The following is an 18878-nucleotide window of genomic DNA, read 5'->3' on the forward strand; positions in this document are numbered from 1 at the left end:
GTTTTTAGCTGGCATTTTTGTATAAATTGACTAAACTAATTTTTTATTATACCCTATTTAAAGGCACAACAGCTTAGAGGCTCAAAAATTGGGCTGGGGTGGAATTAGCTATATAATACGACTTTGGGGATGTAGTCGCAATACCGTGGTTTATGGAATTGAAGATTTAAAAAAAATGGAGCAACAGATAGAGACAGTCAATAATTCAAGAATTATAAATTGTGCCGATGGGAGAAAAAGTATTTTTTCTAGCCAAATCGGAATTGATGCCGCATTTTTATAAGTTTTAAAATTTGCGACAGCCGGAGACCCAATGAATGAGTTAATTTAAGGGAATAATTTAACACATAAAGAAATAGCTTAGGGACTGAAGTCGATAGGATTTATTATCAGTCTTCCCTAGTAAATAAACTCTTAAAAAAGCATGGATATGTCAACCAAAAAACACAAAAAAAGCAAACAATAGGAACTAATAAAAATCGTAATGCTCAATTTTACAATATTGCCATGCTCGACACACAGTATGGAGAAGCAGGCAATTCCATTATTAGTTTTGATACCAAAAAGAAAGAAGTTTTAGGTAATTTGTATCGTCCCGCTACTTTTTATACAACCGAACCTGTCATTACTTTAGACCATGATTTTTGGAGTTTAGGTTGCTGGAAAGTGATTCCACATGGAATTTACGATTGCAAAAAAAATCGAGGTTATGTAACATTAGGTAACAGTAAGGAGACCAGTAAATTTGGTTGTGAATCCATCAAACACTGGTGGAACAATTATGGAAAAGCTACCTATCCTAATCCCAATTCGATTTGAGCTAAGTGTGATGGTGGCGGCAGCAATAATGCTAATCATTATATCTTTAAACAAGATTTACAAAAGTTAGTAGATAAAATCGGAATTGAGCTCAAAATTGCTCATTATCATCCCTATAGCTCTAAATTATAATTCCATTAAACATCGACTCTTCCCTCATATTACCAAACCTGAGCCAGGAGTATTTTTTACAAGTCTAGATTTAGTCAAGAGTCTCATGGAAAAAACTCACACTAACTAACGATGGTCTATCTGTAGTTGTAAATGTGGCAGATAAAATCTATAAAATTGGTCGAGAGGTGACTGATGATTTCAAAATAAATGTGAAAATTGCTTTTGATGAATATTTACCCAGATGGAATTATCGAGCCGTACCTCAACTCAATCATCAATCAAGTTATTAATTTTTTATTTCTTAGCAAAACATGAACGCAACCTGAAAAAAAAGCAGCAAAAACTAGCCCGAAAGGAGAAAAGAAGCAAGTCTAGAAATAAAGCCAGGAAACTGGTTGCTAGGGTTCACGAACGAATTAGCAATGTCCGTCAAGACTACTTACATAAGCTACCCTTGAAAGCTTGTTGACGATCACCAAGTCATCGTAGTCGAAAGTCTCAACACAAAGGGCATGGTTCGTAAGCACAAACTAGAAGAGAGCAATTTCTGATGTAGGTTGGAGGATGTTTGTCAATTTCTTGCAGTACAAACTAGACCGTGAAGGTAAAGTGTTGGTAGAGATTGACCGATGCTTCCTTAGCTCGAAACTCTGTTCAAACTGCCACTATCAGGTGAGTGAAATGCCATTAGATGTTAGGGCATGGACTTGTCCTAGTTGTGGTACCCATCACGATAGAGATGGCAACGCTTCAGCAAATATTAGAGCAGAAGGACTCAGAATGCTATCAGTCTTGGGAAGCAGGACTGCTGAGTAGAGGAGGGGATGTGAGTCCGAGACGGGGACGCAAGTCTAAGTTGACGCAATCCCCGTTGAAGTCAGAAGCTCACGCTGTACCTTTATGTCAGCGCTGGGTAGTTCACGAAAACAGGACGCTCTCCGTTCTATGTGAAAATCATAAAGATCTTGTAAAGACACCGCAAATACTTAGTAATGTTTGACTGTCTGTGGCAATATTTAAGTAGAATTACGTAATCAATAAGTCGGACAGCGGCAGGCTGGCAAATTCAGTAACTCCCTGCTCTGTTGCCGGAGTGGTAAACTTTTGCCAGTCTAGTAGAAAAAGGGTTGCTATGAATCAGCAAATATCAGCTCAATCGCAAAAGCTTTTACTCCAAATTGGCAGAAATATTCGTCGAACATTGGATCTCAATACTATCTGGCAGCAAACAGTTAACAGTCTGGGAGAAACACTAGGCGTCAGCCGCTGTATCCTTTGTCCCTATGAAAGTTCTAGCCTGCAAGTCAAAGTAGCTGCTGAATACTGCCAAGAACCATTTTTACCCATGCTGGGAATGGAAATCTCGCTCACAGCAGCACCTCATTTCCTTCAAGCTCTAGCCACCCTCGAACCGGTGGTAGTAGAGTCCTTTGCAGCCAATGACTCTTTTGGGCCGCAGTCGCTGCTAGTGGTGGCTACCGCTTACCAAGAGCAACCTAACGGCATAATTAGCTTGCATCAGTGCAAAAGTCGATCGTCGGGAAAGGGTAAGACCGATCGACCTTGGACTCAATCCCAGATCGAATTCGCACAAGAACTTGCCGAGCAAGTAGGAAGTGCGATCGCCCTTGCTACCCTCTACCAAGAGCGCACCAAGCGAGTACAAGGACTATCCCAGCTCAAAAAGCAATTTTTGTTGAAGGCGTCCCACGAGCTCCGCACTCCCCTAAATCACATCATCGGCTATCTACAACTAACCATAGACGACCAAGCTGACGATCCCATAGAGGAGAGAGATTTTATCCAAGAAGCTCACCGTTCAGCTATTCATCTTTCTCAGGTAATTTCCAATATCTTAGATTACATTGAGTTAAGTGAAGCTTGCCAAACTCACGCAGAGTTAGCCACTTTCAGGAGTCAGGAAAAATCGGGGCATCAGTAAACCTTCTAGTGGCGTATTTAACAAGTCTAATATTTACGTTTCCACAAGTTTTACCAGGAAAAACCTGACACTTTATCGATAGATTCCCTCACTAAATTCGATAGCTGGTTCATCAATTATTTTTAGGGAATTATAGTTTTACACAGTACAGCATAGCAACTAGTACACGTAGTAAGCTGTCGAGCATTTAAATTACATATTGTCTGTTCCCCGTTTCCCGTTTCCTGTTCCCTTTCACCAAATCCTCACACCCTATTTAAATGCACAACAGCTTAGCGCGGTGTATTTATCATATTATGTCCGCTCGAACGACTCACATCAAATAGGTTATTTGACCGCAAAGGATATTGCAAGCATAAGATTACACTTTTGCACTTTTAATGCTTTTAACTTGTGCTTGATAGAATTACCCGCCGCCCTTTTTTTTCGGAGTTTTTGGAGGGCTGACATAGCGCGCCCAAAAAGGTTCCTCCATATCTTTCATCGCTGCTAGTTTTTGGCGCTCTTCCTCTATGCGCTTGCGTTCTGAAAGATTAGAAAATATGTTGATACTGCCGACAGTCTGGCCGCCCGCATCTCGCACACGTGCGGCCCAAAGCCAAACATTGATCGAACTACCATCTTTTTTCAACAAAGATATTTCCAAACCGTTTTGCGGTTTGCCATTAGACGCAGACTTTAGCAGCGCGTAAAAATCTTGCTTTTGGCCTTCAGGAATATTTGGTAAAGGTTTCCCTAAAACCTCAGCCGCAGTCCAGCCAAAAAGTTGTTCGGCGGCGCGGTTCCAAACAACGGTATTCCCGTCATTGCTGGTACAGTTAATCGCCAGCGGCGCCGATGCTATCTGGGCTTGCAAAACTTGGTTAACGAGTTGTAGTTTCAATTCTACTTGCTTGCGATCGGTAATTTCCTGACAAGCACCCCACAAACGGACAACCCGTTCAGCAGTTTTGTCCCACACCACTTGCCAGTAGTCCCGCACCCAGCGCACCTCGCCTTTTTGATTAATAATGCGATACTCATTAGCTCCAGTGCGGCTGAAAGTACAGCCTTCTAACTGTTTAATTAACATTTCCCTATCGTCTGGATGAACGAGTTCAGAGTTCCACCAACCAAACGATTCTAATTCTTCAGGAACGCAACCGGTGCAGCGCTCAAAAGCTTCTGTCGCCCACTCGCAGGCGAACTTGCCGTCGGGCTGCCCCTTAAAAGAATAGGCAAAATCCGAAGTAATTTGCGACATAACTCTGTAGTGGAGTTCCGACTCTCGGACTGCAATTTCCGCTTGCTTTCGTTCCCCTATTTCCCGCGAATTAATTATAATTCCCTGCACGCTAGAATCGTAAAGCAAACTGTTACCTATCGACTCCATGTAGATCCAAGAACCGTCAGCATGGCGTTTCCGATATTCAATTGTCCCCCCAATTCCGGGAGCTTCTAACAACTTACCAAAATACGTCTGCCAAGCCAGCAAATCGTCTGGATGGATTAACTCGCCGTGAAATTTGCCAATTCTTTCTTCGGGATTGTAACCCAAAAGCCGCTGTAGAGATCCGCTGTGGTATCGAACTCGTCCGTCGGAGCCAATAATGCTAATTAGATCCGGAGAATTACGCAGCATAGCTTGCAGTTTGGCTTCACTTTTAGTTAATGCTTGATTGTCCCTGCGATGCTGGCTGATTTGTTTTTCCAACTGCTCCCGTAGCTGTCTAATTTGCCCTACTTGCTGGGCTACAGTGCGTTCCAATAGGCGATTATTTTTTTCAAGTTCAACCAGCTTCGCGGCGTTATTTGTGGCGCTTTCAAACAAGCGGCTGCCTGCCATTTCTTGTAGAGAAGTTGATAAATCTTCCAAAATTTTTGTAAAAATTGCCTGTTGAGGGTGTGGCAATTCCCTAGCTTGTTCCTGCAATGTTTCTAAGTGTTTGTAGACAGTTTCTAGCATTTTATTAAGGGGGGAATCTAATAGTTGCCTGCGGGTGCAACCCCTAAAAAGCGGACACAAGTTTTTTCAACAGAACCCATAACTAAGACTGGTGTCTGGCGATCGACCAATCGCGCTCTCAATAACCAGGCATTTTGGGACTTTCTCTTCAAATCATAGCAACCGATAGAGAAAGTAAATTCTTGTTGCGCCCTAATTGCCAGCCCAGCAGCACCCCCAAAAAGTGCTCGCCAGGAGTGCGGGTAACTCCCCTACCCAGTGAATGTAGGGCTTCTCGCGGTTAAGCTAAACTAGATGGGTGTCAAGAGAAAGAGGGATTTATGACAGAGCAAGCCAACGCTCGCGATTTGTTTCGCGCTGCTTACGAACACCGCTATACCTGGGATGCCAATTTTCCCGGTTACAGTGCCGATATTGAACTCAAACAGGGCGACGAAGTATATACGGGTCATGTTTCCATCAAACCCGACATGAGCGTGGAAGTCAGTGGCATTGAAGATGAGGAAGTGCAGCAAAGCGTCTACACCCAAATGCGCGATATTGTCACCCACCGCAAACGCTCGACATTTGAAAAATCTCACGGCAAAAATAGCTTCACCCTGGGCGAGAAAGACAGCACCGACGCTGTGGACATCTTGGTGCAAGGCGACTCAATGGGATCGAATTATAAAATCCGAGGTCTCTCAATTTGTCAAGTCAGCCGGGTGATGGGCCGCATGGCTTTCGTAATTGACACGCACAAAAGCTTAGAGACACCCGAAGGTTCTTTGGCCAGCCACTACGATGCCGTTTTCCGCAACCCTCAAACCGACGAAATCATCAAAGAACTCGAATTTGAAGATACCTTTGACAAGATAGGCGACTATTATGTCATGACCAAACAAGTAGTTCGAGCCAAAGAAAAAGGTCAATTGACAACAACCGAGTTCAACTACTCCAATGTCAAACTGCTAGAACCAGCAGTAGTGTAGCGCGATCAAAAACCCGATTTCTTAAATAAAACGGGTTTTTTTGATTAACGTATCAGAATCAACTTGATTTGGCGGCAAGTAACGCTACGATCGAACGAGAGAGCGAATTGGGATCGAGCATCAGCGTGACAGACACCGGGTTTACGGCAGCCAGCTCATCTGAGTACGCAAGTCTTTTTTCAAGAAACCCGGTTTCTTAAATCTCGCGCGGTTGAGAATGCTGTCCTTGAGTCAAATCGAACTTTCATCAACTGCAATAAATCATCACAGAGGCGAAATATGACACTAGCACTAACCAGAGATAACGTCGAAACAGTTCTCGATGAAATGCGCCCCTACCTGATATCCGACGGTGGCAACGTCGAACTCGTAGAAATTGACGGCCCCGTGGTACACCTGAGACTGCAAGGAGCTTGTGGCTCTTGTCCGAGTTCCACAATGACTCTGAGAATGGGCATTGAACGTCGCCTGCGCGAGGCTATCCCAGAAATTGCTGAAGTCGAACAGGTAATGTAATTAGTCAGTTGGCAATTGGTAGTTGGCAATTGGTAGTTGGCAGTTGACGGTTGACGGTTGACGGTTGACAGTTGCCAATTACCCGTTGACTGTTGCCAATTACCCAATTTAATTGCCAATTACCAATTACCCAATTTAATTACCAATTACCCAATTTAATTACCAATTACCAATTACCAATTACTAAATGCAATGTCTCACCCCCTTTATGTAGCCTTCATTTGGCACCAACACCAACCGCTCTATAAATCCAGAGTATCAGCTAGCGCAGGAGCCGCCCAGTACCGACTGCCTTGGGTGCGCTTGCACGGAGTCAAAGACTACTTGGATTTAGTGCTAATGCTGGCAAAATATCCCAAACTGCATCAAACCGTAAACTTGGTTCCATCCTTGATTTTGCAGATAGAAGACTGCATCGCAGACAAAGCATTAGACCCTTACTTGACGGTGACATTAAAGTCAGCAGAAATTTTAACCCTCCCAGAACAAGAGTTCATTTTAGAACACTTTTTTGACGCCAATTACCACACTCTGATTCAGCCGCACCCCCGCTACGCTCAACTCTACACTCAGCGGCAGGAAAAAGGCATTCAGTGGTGTTTGGAAAACTGGAAATTGCAGGATTTTAGCGACTTGCTGGCTTGGCACAATTTAGCTTGGATTGACCCGCTGTTTTGGGACGACCCCGATATTGCAGGGTGGCTAAAACAAGGACAAAATTTTAGTTTGGTAGACAGAAAAAACATCTACTCAAAACAAAAAGAAATCCTCGCTCGCATCATTCCCCAGCACCGTAAAATGCAAGCTGAGGGACAGTTGGAAGTCTCCACAACCCCCTACACGCACCCGATTTTACCGCTGCTTGCCGACACTAATGGCGGCCGCATAGCTATTCCAAACATGACGCTGCCACAACACCGGTTTCAGTGGGCAGAAGATATTCCCCGACACCTGAGAAAAGCCTGGGAAATGTATGAAGACCGGTTTGATTGCCAACCGCGCGGTTTGTGGCCGTCGGAACAAGCAGTTAGCCCGGAAATTTTGCCCTACATTGCCAAACAAGGCTTTAAATGGATAGTCTCGGACGAAGCAGTATTGGGGTGGACAATTAAACACTTTTTCCACCGCGACGCGACAGGGAATGTTTACGAACCAGAATTCTTATATCGCCCTTACCGTTTAGAAACTCCTGACGGCGATTTAGCCATAGTATTTAGAGACCACAGATTGTCCGACTTGATCGGGTTTACTTACGGTTCGATGGAACCGGAAAAAGCAGCATCAGATTTAGTGGGACACTTAGAAGCGATCGGCAGAACTCTCAAACACCGACAACCCGACGGTCAAACCGCTTTAGAAAATCCCTGGTTAGTGACGATCGCCCTAGACGGCGAAAATTGCTGGGAATTCTATCCCCAAGACGGCAAACCATTCTTAGAATCCCTCTATCAAACTCTCAGCGACAATCCAGATATCAAATTAGTCACCGTCTCGGAATTTCTTGACAAATTCCCAGCAACCGAAACAATTCCCGCAGCCCAACTGCACACTGGTTCCTGGGTAGACGGTTCCCTCACAACTTGGATCGGCGATCCCGCGAAAAATCGCGCTTGGGACTTGTTAGGGCCTGCGAGACAAATGCTGGCAAACCATCCAGAGGCCACAGAAGAAAACAACCCAGAAGCTTGGGAAGCGCTTTACGCTGCCGAAGGTTCCGACTGGTTCTGGTGGTTTGGCGAAGGCCACACGTCGAACCAAGATGCTATGTTCGACCAGCTATTTCGGGAACACGTAGCGGGAATTTACGAAGCTCTCGGCGAGCCCGTACCCCCAGAAGTGCGACGGCAAGTAGAGGTGCACGAGGTTCAAGGCGACCACCTGCCGCTGAGCTTTATTCACCCGGTGATTGACGGTATCGGCAACGAACAGGATTGGGACAAAGCCGGCCGGATTGAAGTTGGGGGAGCAAGGGGTACGATGCACCGGAGTTCGGCAATTCAGCGCCTTTGGTACGGGGTTGACCACTTGAATTTTTACATTCGTGCCGACTTCAAGGTAGGGGTGCGGCCGGGAATTGATTGCCCGCAGCAGTTAAATTTGTTCTGGTTTTATCCCGATCGCACGATGAACAACAGTCTGATTCCGCTGTTGGGTTTGCCTGACGAAGCACCGCTAAACTATAGATACCACCATCAGTTAGAGATTAATTTGCTGACGAAATCGATTTGGTTTCAGGAAGCAGAAGATGGGGATGAGTGGCAGCCCCGCATTAGCCGCGCCCAAGTGGGAGTGGATAAATGTTTGGAGGTAGCAGTGCCCTGGGCGGATTTGCAGATTATGCCCGACTGGCAGGTGAGGCTGATTGCGGTTTTATCGGAAGGGAGTCGTTACTCTAGCTGTATGCCGTTCGATTCTTTGATTCCGATCGGAATGCCGTAAAAAGTCATTAGTCATTAGTCCTTAGTCATTAGGGTGTAGGGGCGGGTTTCACGAGCAAAGTAGAACTGCTAACCCAAATACATATAAACCCGCCCCCGCCAACAGTCATTCAACAGTCATTAGTCATTAGCCCTTGTTTGAAGGAACAAACAATTAAATAATTATCAATTATTATTGAATAGGGGCTTCTACTCTGGCTGCCTAATGCCTTCATCATTCGGATCGCGTCCGGTCGATCTAGCGCTATAAAACTTGTGGGTAGTGAGGGCTTCAATCCTCATAAAAAATAGGACTTTAGCCCTCACTACTAACGAATACTTAATTTACCGCACATCATATCATTAGGCATGGGCAAATTAACAAACTCATGAGCCGCATTTTACTATTGGTCGATCGCCACCAACAACTTAATTTGCCGATCGCCCACCTCAACACCGAGCATGAGGTGATCGTACTCGATCGCGCTTTAGATCCCAACTCCGAATTTCCCATTCCCCCAATCGCTTTTGACTTGTGCATTCTCGACGAGGCAAATTTCGATCGCATCGGGCCGCTGGTAGAAGCATTAAAAACTGCCGCCGAACCGATATTTTTACCGTTCTTGCTGGTTAGTAAATCCCAAACGCCTGCTCTTGCTGAGCAGCCATTTTCGCAGCAGATCAAACAACTCGAACGCAGAATAGACGAGGTGATAGTAAGTCCTGTCGAACCCACCCAACTGCACTTGCGGGTAGAGAATTTGTTGGCCCGCAGGCGACTGTCGGTAGAACTCCACAGACTTCAAGAAGTAATTAAAGAACGGAATTTTACAGAAAGTTTGTTAAAGGACTCGCTGCAAACGGCAAACGAAAACCTGCAACGGGAAATCGCCAAGCGGGCGGAGGTAGAAACTGCACTGCGAGAAAACTCCTATCTCAACTCGCTGATCAATGCCATGCCAGATATTGTGTGCTTCAAAGATGGCGAGGGCAGGTGGCTGGAGGCAAATCAAGCGATTTTGGAAGTGTTCGACCTAGAAAAAATAGACTACCGCGGTCTCAAAGATTCTCAACTAGGAGAACTCAGCAGTTTTTACCGCGAGGCCCTACAGGCGTGCGAGGTCAGCGATAGAGAAGCGTGGGAAAAAGGCGAGCTTTCTAGGGGAGAAGAAGTGATTCTCCGCTCAAACGGTACTGTGAAAATCTACGACGTGATTAAAGTACCCGTATTTCACCCCGACGGGAGACGCAAAAGTATAGTGATTTTGGGTCGCGACATTACCGAACACAAGCAAACTAGAGACGAACTCGTGCGCTTGGCGTCGATTGTTGAGTCTTCAGACGACGGCATCGTCGGCAAAACCCTCGCGGGGACAATTCAGAGCTGGAACTCAGGAGCAGAGAAGATTTACGGCTACTGTGCTGCGGAAATCAAGGGCCAGTCGATCGAGATTTTAGCCATACCCGAACGACCCAAGGAAATGCCTCAAATATTGGAAAATATTAGGGCGGGAGCCAGCATCGACCATTACGAAACCGTACACTTGCGGAAAGATGGTCAACAGATAGATGTCTCCCTGACGATTTCTCCGATTAAAGACGCCACTGGAGCGGTAACGGGGGTTTCGACAATCTCTCGCGACATCAGCGACAGCAAGCGAGTCGAAAAAGCCTTTGAACAACTCCGTCACCAAACAGAAATGATTTTGTTCTCCGCAGGAGAAGGAATTTGCGGGTTGAACAAAGAGGGAAAAGTAACTTTTGTCAATCCTGCGGCGGTGAGAATGGCTGGGTGTGAATCGAAGCAATTGATCGATCGACCACTCTATGAAAGCTTACACCGTGCACAGGAAGAATGCTCAAGGGCCATCAAGCAACTGTCACCTGCAACAAACATCAATTCAGGCTCTGAACTTGTCCCACACTGCGCCGCACAGCAGGCGGGCAAACTGCTGCCGAACCGGGTAAGTTCTCAAATTTTAGCCACCTTGGAAGACGGAGAGGCGCGGCGCGTCACCGATGAGATTTTTTGGCGGCGAGACGGCAGCAGTTTTCCGGTTGAGTACGTTGTCGCTCCGATGCGAGAAGAAGGCGAAATTATTGGAGCTGTGGTGAATTTTAAAGATATCACGGAGCGGCTTGCCGTCGAGCGCATGAAAGATGAATTTATCTCTGTTGTCAGCCACGAACTGCGGACGCCCATGACCTCAATTCACGGCGCCCTCGGCCTCCTCAACAGCGGTCTGCTGGACGCTTACCCCCAGAAAGCTAAGCGGATGCTGGAGATTGCTGTCACTAATACTGACCGCTTGGTGCGGTTGGTCAACGACATCCTGGATTTAGAGCGGATGGAGTCGAGTTACAGCACTGTCATCAAACAAACTTGCAATGTGGCTGAGCTGATGTTGCAGGCGGCTGACGAGATGCAGGGAATGGCTCAGCAGGCGGGAGTTACTCTGTCGGTGAAGCCTGTGGGGGCGCAATTGCAAGCTGTTCCCGATCGGCTAATTCAAGCCTTGACAAATTTACTCAGTAATGCTATAAAATTTTCTCCCTCCGGCGCTACGGTTTGGCTGAGTGGGGAGTTGACCCACAATCTGGATGTGGCAGAAAAAGCAGCGCACAAGTTGGTGTCGTCTCCGTCTTTGTTATCTCCTGAGCCTGCCGCCGCGCCTCCGCATTTGCCAGTTCCGAGCTCGTGGTACATCGTGATTGCTGTGAAAGACCAAGGGCGGGGTATTCCGCCAGACAAGCTGGAGATGGTTTTTGAACGCTTTCAACAAGTTGATGCTTCTGATTCTCGCCAGAAGGGAGGTACTGGTTTGGGGCTGGCTATTTGTCGCAGTATCGTGCAGCAGCACGGGGGGCGGATGTGGGTGGAGAGCGTTGTGGGGGAGGGCAGCACTTTTTTCTTAAGTCTGCCACTTCTGACGGAGGGGCTGGCAACTGAAAGTTAATTTCTACGCAGGTGTACCCAAAGTTACTGATTTTGTGCAGATTGTTCGATCGAGTCATCGATAAACAATCTCAGCCTTTTCTGCAGTTTGGGGACTGGGGGCAAAAAGCACAATTTGAGGTCGAAAAGCGGCTATTTTTGGGTGGGATATTGTACAGCAACTGCGCCAGACGGTTAGGACGATCTTAGTTGAAACCCTGGCTGTCGATGGCAACTTAGGCCTTCCTTGTTCCTTCTTCCTTCAACATTTGCTATACAGTTTTGAAAATTTACTGTACAGTCCGATCGGGTAAGATAATTTGCTTTACAAAATATTCACATTTCGCCTCTAATCTATGATCAGTTCTCATTCATAAAAAAATGTTAATTTTGACTGCCAAGCGCATCTTGGTTATTGACGATGCGGAAGATATTCGGGAAGTAGCTCAAGTCAGTCTTGAACTGGTGGGGGGCTGGGAAGTCCTGACAGCGAGTTCGGGTCGCGAGGGTGTTGCTAAGGCTCTTGCCGAACAGCCTGATGCTATTCTATTGGACGTGATGATGCCCGACCAAGACGGGCCTACTACTTTTTTACAGTTACAAGCTAATAATGCTACGCAGCACATTCCGGTAATTTTATTAACGGCTAAGGCTCTGGCTGGGGACAGGCGGATGTTCGCGGATTTGGGGGTGGTGAGCGTGATTGCTAAGCCTTTTGAACCGATGTTTTTGGCCGCTCAGGTCGCTGAGGCTTTGGGCTGGGAGCAAGAATAGATCGATCGCGCGCATTGAATTGTGCAGCTTTTCAAGCAGTAGTTTTGCAGGCAAAGAGAGTTAAAAAAACTTGGTTTCTTTGGTATGGTTCCTTAGATCGAATCGGGGCGATCGGACAGGATATATGTAGCGACTTAGGCGCCGTACCTTTCGTCCTGTCAGCTTAAGACTAAAAACCTCAGTCCGGTATCAGTTTCAACCCTGTTGGTATTGGGGTGAAGTTGATACCAATTAGGGATGCCTAAATCCCTATGGGTAGTGAGTTCATTTAACCGAATTCGGCCTCAGCCATGAGAACAGTATTCCTACTGATGTATCGGGAAAATATAAGCTAGCAGGATTATTTTACTTTTTGTAACAACTCACTCGTCTTCATAAGTTCTTCAGGTTTTAGTTTTATGTTTAAGCAGAACGTCAGGGATCGCTCCTGACTGTTGGCAGACACATTGGGAGAAGACGACTATGCCCTCAGCTTACATTTTGCTACTAATAGTTTCTCTGGCAGCAGTCTGGGTTTACTGGCAAACCTCTCAAGATATTTTTGTTCTTGTGGCTTGGGCCGGGCTGGGTTGTTTTATTTGGGGTTTCTCTTGGGCTCCTTGGAGTGTTCAGCTTTTGATTGTAATGTTACTGTTGGGCCTCCAAAAGTGCTACTTGCGCGACACTCAAAGCTGTGAGTGAAAAAGATTTTTTATTTTGGTGCCTGGAATTGAGAAGTGCAGGCATTCGTGAATCTCTCTAATGATTGGGTTATCGCTCCATATCTTCAAAAAAGGTTTAAAATATCATGAATAGTTGCCCTTGTTGCTCCTCTCAATTGCTCCGCCACGCTCGCCACAATCGCGTTTATTGGTTCTGCTCGCACTGCTGGCAGGAAATGCCGGATCTGTCGGAGATGATTTTACGTAGTAACAGCGCCCGCACTCACAAACGCGACGGTTTGGTGAAGGTTGCGAATTTGACTCCTAAATTGAGGATTTTGGATTCCGTAGGAATTGCTTAGTTTGCTGGAGTTAGTCTGGCGATAAATATTGAGACAGAAAAGATTTTTGTTTGTGCCCTCTGTGGGATTTTTGGATAAAAAATGCAAAAGCCCCTTCGGTGTGAAGTGAAGGGGACTTATTAGCGGGGGGGCTTTTGCACTTGTGATGGGGTCGATCGCCTGAATTTCAGCTATTGTATGCAGTTAAGCTGATTACATCAAACCGATTTGAGAGAGAATGCCTTGACCGGTGAGGAATTCGGTAGCTAAGCCGATAACGAAGCCCAACATTGCCAAACGGCCGTTCCAGGTTTCAGCAAACTCAGTGAAGCCAACTTTTGCGTTTTTGTTTTCCATGACCAGAAACCTCGTTTAATTTCAACCTTATGTAACTAAACTTAACACAGCAGTACAAAGTTTGCAACATATTTTTACATTGACTGTTCAAATGCCGGAGATCAGCGGGATGATCCCGCAGGGAGAGGGGCTCGCGGGGGGAGAGATTGACATCGAGCTTCGCTGTCTGCTAGGCTTGAGCGAAATCATTGGGTCATCAAAATTCCAGTGCCAAGCGTGGGCTGCTGTCTCACCTATCGTATATGTATATTTTTTTACATATATGCTTCAATATGGGATTAGTAAATAACATTGCTAAGTATTTATCTAAATATCTATTGCAGTTGTCTATTAATCTCATATAGATGTATACATACTAAGAATATTTACATATACGGTAGATGAGACATCAGCTCACACCTAGCGTCACCTGAAAAGTGTTTGCTTAGTGTGAGTTGTTCTCATTTATGAATTTTCCGACAGCAAATTATCCATATAAGATAAGTAAATTAGAAGTAGCATTAATCCCTACTTTTAAATCTTATTTGTTTGGGAATATTCATCTCTTGCCAATCCCTAAGCAACATTCCTTATGTGCTGGATAACTGATGTTTCAATGCTGTTGTAAACAACAAGCAAAAGGAAACCGAAATGAATCCAAAGCAGAAGCATAACAAGAAGCACAAACTGATCGATGATTATGGTCAGAACTGTTGGTGGTGCGGTAAATGTCTCCCAAAAAATCAACTGACTATCGAACATTTGCGCCCCAAAAGTCGCGGTGGATCTGACTGTATAGAAAACCTACGACTTGCTTGTCTTTCATGCAACCAGTCTCGCGGAAACAGTCTCTACCCTCCCAACTGGGTAAAGGGTAATTGTTTATAGGTAACATCTTAGTTTACAAACCCGGTTTCTTTAAAAAACCGGGTTTTCCGAAAAATTCAGAACCTTTAATGTAGCAACAAGAAAGAAAATTCTGAAAAAACAACACATGGCTATTAGCAATCGCGAACGAGTTGACAGAGCTTTAAACCTCTTATGTCAGGGATTGTATCCTTATCTTAAACAGGAAATGCAGGGAGTTTACAGCAATAGCTGGGAAAAAGAGGCTAAGTCCTGCTTACCTAAGCATAAACCATTGAAACAAAAATCAGCAGAGAGTATTCTGAGTGAAGATGTTGCGATGCTGCTGTTAGTCATGTCAAAGCAGTGGGATAAAGTTTTCAACGAAAAGCTAAATTCTACAGGAAACGGCCTGGTAACTGAACTTATCCAAGTCCGCAACGATTGGGCACACCAAGTCCCATTTTCCACCGCTAACACCTATCGCGCCCTGGATAGTATTGCCCGACTACTAAAAGCTGTCTCCGCACCACAAGCCGATATTAAAGAAGTAGAAAAGCAACAGCAAGAAGTCCTGCAACTCCTGTCTCAAGAACAAACTCGTCAAGAAAATCGCCATTTTTCTGCTGAAGAAGACCGCATTAGAGAAAGATTGAGCGATTTACTAAAACGGCTACCTTTTCAGGAAGCCGATCTGCTAAATCAGGCACTCACTCACCGCTCTTACCTTTACGAAAATCCTAAAGCAGTCAGCAAAGACAACGAGCTATTAGAATTTCTAGGCGATGCCTTGCTGACTTTTCTAAGTGGCCAATATCTCTACCGCCACTACTCAAATAAAAATGAAGGCGATCTAACTCGCCTGCGTTCCTCGTTGGTGGAAGACAAGCAATTGGCAAAGTTTGCTGTCGCCTTGGATATCGGCCAGTGGATGCTGCTAGGCAGGGGTGAAGCAACAAGTGGAGGTACTGCTAAAGAGTCGTTGCTCAGCAATACTTTTGAAGCAATTATCGGCGCATATTTTCTCGATTCTGGCATTGAGGCAGTCCGCGATTTTGTAGAACCGCTATTTACGCCAGTAGTGGAAGAACTTATTTCTTCTGGGCCAGAACCGAACTCTAACATTCTTGGAGACCCAAAAAATCGGTTTCAGGAATGGGTACAGCAGAATATTGGGCCAATTACCCCTCAATACATCACAATCAACGAGGCAGGGCCAGATCACGCTAAAGAATTTACTGTTGAAGTGCGCGTAAATAGTAAGGTGTACGGTCAAGGAAGTGGTCGCAGTAAAAAAGAAGCTGAAAAACGTGCGGCTGAAGACGCACTTAAAAAACTCAGGCTAATATAGAAACGTTTTCCATGCTATTAATTTCCCAGCAAGTCCAGACATCAAAATGTACAAACTTCCAAAATTTAAAGATGAATCGCTCTTGCAACGCGCTTTAACCCACCGTTCCTATGTTAACGAACACCCCGAAGCAGGCGAACATAACGAGCGACTAGAATTCCTCGGCGACGCCCTCCTAGGTTATCTAGTTGGCGAAATCTTGTACAAGCACTATGAAGATTTTAGCGAAGCTCAATTAACTCGCTTGCGTTCTGGATTAGTCGATCAGGATCAGCTAGCAAAGTTTGCTGAGCAACTAGGTATAGGCAAGTTAATGCGCCTGGGAAAAGGGGCAGAACAAGATAAAGGTCGCCAAAATCCCTCTTTGCTTTGCGATACTTTTGAAGCGATTATTGGTGCGTACTATCTCGACTCAACCATTACACCTGTCCGCGCCTTTGTTAAAAAGCTGTTTATTCCAGTTGCTGATAGTATGGTTTACCCTCAGTCCGATGCTGGGCAGAAAAACCTTGTAGACTCTAAAAATCGATTTCAGGAGTGGGCTCTGGCAAAATTCGGTCAAAACCCTGAATATTCAATCATTGATGAGGAAGGCCCGGATCATGCCAAAGAGTTCACTGCTGAAGTGTATGTCAGCGGTAAAATGTACGGTGTTGGCAGGGGTCGTCGCAAACAAGATGCTGAGAAAAATGCGGCAGAAGATGCGCTAGCAAAGCTGAAAAAACCCGGACTGATCTAAACTTGAAAACGCGGGTAAAAACTACTAGCTTTTTTCTGCGATTCGGGCGTTGGCTAAGCCATTGAAGACGATCGCCCGAATTGATTGCCAGAGCACACAATGGGCTATAATCAGGACTTGTGCAAGTTTTACCGCCGTCGATCGAGGGTTACAAGGGCAGAAATTCGTTAACGAGTACCCCAGTGTCGATCGTAATTTTGAGAAATATCAGAGCAATTCATGTCTACTCAAAACCCGACTAGCCTAACTGTTGAAGAAGCACAGCAAATCCTCAAAGATTTCACTTGTCTGGATATGCAATCTGTAGCATCGCCGCTGGAAAAACAGGCACTCCGTCAAGCAATTTTGCTGGTAGCAAGTTTGTCGGATTATCAAATGTTGGGAGTGTGCGCTTCTTCTACGGATGAGGGTTTTTTAGCTTTAGAATCTTATTTGAAAGCTTTGGGATATCAAGCTGTTTTAGATCCCAATGCTGTCTCGACCTTTGCTGGTTCGGTTTATATTAAGTTCAATACTTTGAAGGGTTCGTATTATGTTGACGGCTATCCCGGAACTTACCGGGGCGTTTTGATTTCGTGTCAATCTGCCTCAGAAGATGGAGTTACTGGCACTTACGGTCATTTACCTCTCGATTTATTTATTGATTAATTGGGCATTGGGCATTGGGCATTGGAACCAAAAACTAACAAATAACAACTGTCAACAGTCAACTGTCACCAGTCAACTGTCAACAGTCAACTTACCCATTACCAATTAACCCTTGCCAACGATCAATTCTGGTTCTTGTTCCGGTGCGATTCCTTCGGGTGGCAATCCCAAAATATCGCTGTACAAGTTGACGTATTTCCGGGCAGAAATATCCCAGCTAAAATCTTCTCTCATGCCACGCTGTTGCAGTTCTCTCCACTTATCTTTGTAGCGGAAACCTTCCCAAGTTCTGATCATGCAGGTGAACAAATCGAGGGGTTCGTAGCGATCGAAACAGTAACCGGTACCAGTATTGTCGATCGGGTTGTTGTGGGAAACGGTATCGACTAAACCGCCGGTGCGGCGAACCATTGGCACGCACCCGTAGCGGAGGGCGAGCATTTGACTGATGCCGCAGGGCTCGAAACGGCTGGGCATCAGGAAGCTGTCGCAGCCTGCGTAAACGCGCCGGGAGAGGGCCTCGTTATAAAGTAGTTGGGTGGACATCCGACCGGGATAGCGGGCTGTCATTTGCCAGAGTTGGGTTTCGTAGTAGCGATCGCCCGTTCCGAGTACAATAAATTGAGCGTCCGTATAGGCCATGAACAGATCGAGCATTTGAATTATCAAATCCAATCCCTTCTGTTCTACCAGCCGCGTCACCATGCCGATCAAAAAGGCATTTTTATTTACTTCCAAGCCGACTTCTTCTTGCAGCGCAATTTTATTAGCGGGGCGCTTTTCAATAGTATCAACACTAAATTGTTGATGGAGGTACTTGTCAGTTGCTGGGTTGTAAGATTCTGTATCAATTCCGTTCAAAATGCCCGATACTTTACCGCCGAGGTAAGACAGCAAACCTTCCAAAGTTTCCCCATAAGCTGGGGTTTTGATTTGCTCCGCGTAAGTCGGTGAAACTGTATTTACTCGATCGGCAAACTGTACTGCGGCAGCCATTGTATTGTGACCTTGCATATACCAAGGACACCAAGTCATCTGCTCCAAACGCCAGCGCCACGGCCCTTGATAAGCTAAATTGTGAATAGTAAAAACCGTGCTGATATCGGGGTCTTGGCTCATCCAAACAGGTATCATCCCCGTATGCCAGTCGTGACAGTGAATAATTTGGGGCTTCCAGTGATTCCAGGCAAATTCAGCCGCAGCATTGGCAAAGAAAGTGAACCTCCAATCTTCATCTAAACCGCCGTAAACGCGGCGCGGCAAGAAAGATGGATGTTGCATTAAGTATAAAGGTACATCGGTTCCCGGCAAAACAGTTTCAAACACCGAGAAGCTTTGGAACATGGCAGACCCATCCCAAACAGGTTTTTTGGGAACGTCCATTTTGTCGGGGACGAAACCGTAGTAGGGCATGAAGATGCGGACATCGTGGCCCATGCGCCGCAGAAATTTCGGCAAAGCGCCGACGACATCTCCCATGCCGCCAACTTTGGCGAGGGGTGATGCTTCGGCGGATACAAATAAAATACGCATTATTTTTTTG

Annotated in this window: 18 protein-coding genes and 1 pseudogene; 16 read left to right on the top strand and 3 right to left on the bottom strand. The window is 45.6% G+C overall.

Annotated elements, in window-relative coordinates; translation table 11 throughout:
* The first annotated feature begins 381 nt into the window (after positions 1-381).
* From QUA90_RS24425 to QUA90_RS24435, 5 genes and pseudogenes are all read left to right on the top strand, one after another.
* Positions 382-951 (top strand): annotated as a pseudogene (locus QUA90_RS24425) (ISAzo13 family transposase).
* A gap of 134 nt (positions 952-1085) precedes the next feature.
* Positions 1086-1223, top strand: coding sequence for a hypothetical protein (locus QUA90_RS30545; protein WP_445300141.1), 138 nt, complete (start codon positions 1086-1088; stop codon positions 1221-1223).
* The gene (locus tag QUA90_RS30550) at positions 1175-1402 is read left to right on the top strand and encodes a transposase (protein WP_445300142.1); all 228 of its coding nucleotides are present in this window, start codon (positions 1175-1177) and stop codon (positions 1400-1402) included. The genes QUA90_RS30545 and QUA90_RS30550 overlap by 49 nt, the downstream gene beginning before the upstream one ends.
* A gap of 95 nt (positions 1403-1497) precedes the next feature.
* The gene (locus tag QUA90_RS30555) at positions 1498-1749 is read left to right on the top strand and encodes a zinc ribbon domain-containing protein (protein WP_445242795.1); all 252 of its coding nucleotides are present in this window, start codon (positions 1498-1500) and stop codon (positions 1747-1749) included.
* A 316-nt stretch (positions 1750-2065) separates the two neighbouring features.
* On the top strand, positions 2066-2875 hold the full coding sequence (locus tag QUA90_RS24435; RefSeq protein ID WP_333384236.1) for a GAF domain-containing protein: 810 nt from the start codon (positions 2066-2068) through the stop codon (positions 2873-2875).
* Positions 2876-3281: 406 nt separating this feature from the next.
* On the opposite strand, the gene QUA90_RS24440 is transcribed toward QUA90_RS24435, so the two are convergent.
* Positions 3282-4820 (bottom strand): PAS domain S-box protein, encoded by a 1539-nt coding sequence (locus QUA90_RS24440; protein WP_333448168.1) that lies wholly within the window; start codon positions 4818-4820, stop codon positions 3282-3284.
* 320 nt (positions 4821-5140) lie between these two features.
* Here QUA90_RS24440 and QUA90_RS24445 point away from each other — a divergent pair, with 320 nt between their 5' ends.
* The 7 genes from QUA90_RS24445 (at position 5141) to QUA90_RS24475 (ending at position 13436) form a co-directional block, all read left to right on the top strand.
* Positions 5141-5791 carry a DUF3386 domain-containing protein gene (locus QUA90_RS24445; RefSeq protein ID WP_333167621.1) on the top strand — a complete coding sequence of 217 codons (651 nt, stop codon included), beginning with the start codon at positions 5141-5143 and terminating at the stop codon, positions 5789-5791.
* A 279-nt stretch (positions 5792-6070) separates the two neighbouring features.
* Positions 6071-6307, top strand: coding sequence for a NifU family protein (locus tag QUA90_RS24450; protein ID WP_006632519.1), 237 nt, complete (start codon positions 6071-6073; stop codon positions 6305-6307).
* Between the two features lie 192 nt (positions 6308-6499).
* Complete coding sequence (locus tag QUA90_RS24455; protein WP_333326492.1) at positions 6500-8746, top strand: glycoside hydrolase; 2247 nt, start codon at positions 6500-6502, stop codon at positions 8744-8746.
* Positions 8747-9113: 367 nt separating this feature from the next.
* Positions 9114-11681: a PAS domain S-box protein gene (locus QUA90_RS24460; protein WP_333384240.1), complete on the top strand. Its 2568-nt coding sequence runs from the start codon at positions 9114-9116 to the stop codon at positions 11679-11681.
* 359 nt (positions 11682-12040) lie between these two features.
* On the top strand, positions 12041-12433 hold the full coding sequence (locus QUA90_RS24465) for a response regulator (RefSeq protein ID WP_242715629.1): 393 nt from the start codon (positions 12041-12043) through the stop codon (positions 12431-12433).
* Between the two features lie 462 nt (positions 12434-12895).
* On the top strand, positions 12896-13114 hold the full coding sequence (locus QUA90_RS24470) for a hypothetical protein (protein ID WP_333448169.1): 219 nt from the start codon (positions 12896-12898) through the stop codon (positions 13112-13114).
* Between the two features lie 106 nt (positions 13115-13220).
* On the top strand, positions 13221-13436 hold the full coding sequence (locus tag QUA90_RS24475) for a hypothetical protein (RefSeq protein ID WP_333082212.1): 216 nt from the start codon (positions 13221-13223) through the stop codon (positions 13434-13436).
* A 192-nt stretch (positions 13437-13628) separates the two neighbouring features.
* On the opposite strand, the gene QUA90_RS24480 is transcribed toward QUA90_RS24475, so the two are convergent.
* Positions 13629-13772 carry a chlorophyll a/b-binding protein gene (locus tag QUA90_RS24480; RefSeq protein WP_333082210.1) on the bottom strand — a complete coding sequence of 48 codons (144 nt, stop codon included), beginning with the start codon at positions 13770-13772 and terminating at the stop codon, positions 13629-13631.
* 630 nt (positions 13773-14402) lie between these two features.
* On the opposite strand from QUA90_RS24480, the gene QUA90_RS24485 reads away from it, so the two are divergent.
* The 4 genes from QUA90_RS24485 to QUA90_RS24500 all read left to right on the top strand — a co-directional run bounded on the left by QUA90_RS24485 (position 14403) and on the right by QUA90_RS24500 (position 17335).
* A complete protein-coding gene (locus QUA90_RS24485) occupies positions 14403-14639 on the top strand; it encodes an HNH endonuclease (protein ID WP_333167612.1) in 237 nt (78 codons plus the stop codon).
* Positions 14640-14745: 106 nt separating this feature from the next.
* On the top strand, positions 14746-15948 hold the full coding sequence (gene rnc, locus QUA90_RS24490) for a ribonuclease III (protein WP_333326486.1): 1203 nt from the start codon (positions 14746-14748) through the stop codon (positions 15946-15948).
* 46 nt (positions 15949-15994) lie between these two features.
* On the top strand, positions 15995-16687 hold the full coding sequence (gene rnc, locus QUA90_RS24495; protein ID WP_333326484.1) for a ribonuclease III: 693 nt from the start codon (positions 15995-15997) through the stop codon (positions 16685-16687).
* Positions 16688-16906: 219 nt separating this feature from the next.
* A complete protein-coding gene (locus tag QUA90_RS24500) occupies positions 16907-17335 on the top strand; it encodes a DUF1824 family protein (protein ID WP_333448170.1) in 429 nt (142 codons plus the stop codon).
* Between the two features lie 105 nt (positions 17336-17440).
* Here the strand turns inward: QUA90_RS24500 and glgA are convergent, their stop codons facing one another.
* On the bottom strand, positions 17441-18868 hold the full coding sequence (gene glgA / locus QUA90_RS24505; protein ID WP_333326480.1) for a glycogen synthase GlgA: 1428 nt from the start codon (positions 18866-18868) through the stop codon (positions 17441-17443).
* Positions 18869-18878 lie beyond the last annotated feature (10 nt).

It is taken from the genome of Microcoleus sp. D3_18_C4 (genome assembly GCF_036702355.1).
In the GTDB taxonomy this organism is placed as follows: Bacteria; Cyanobacteriota; Cyanobacteriia; order Cyanobacteriales; family Microcoleaceae; genus Microcoleus.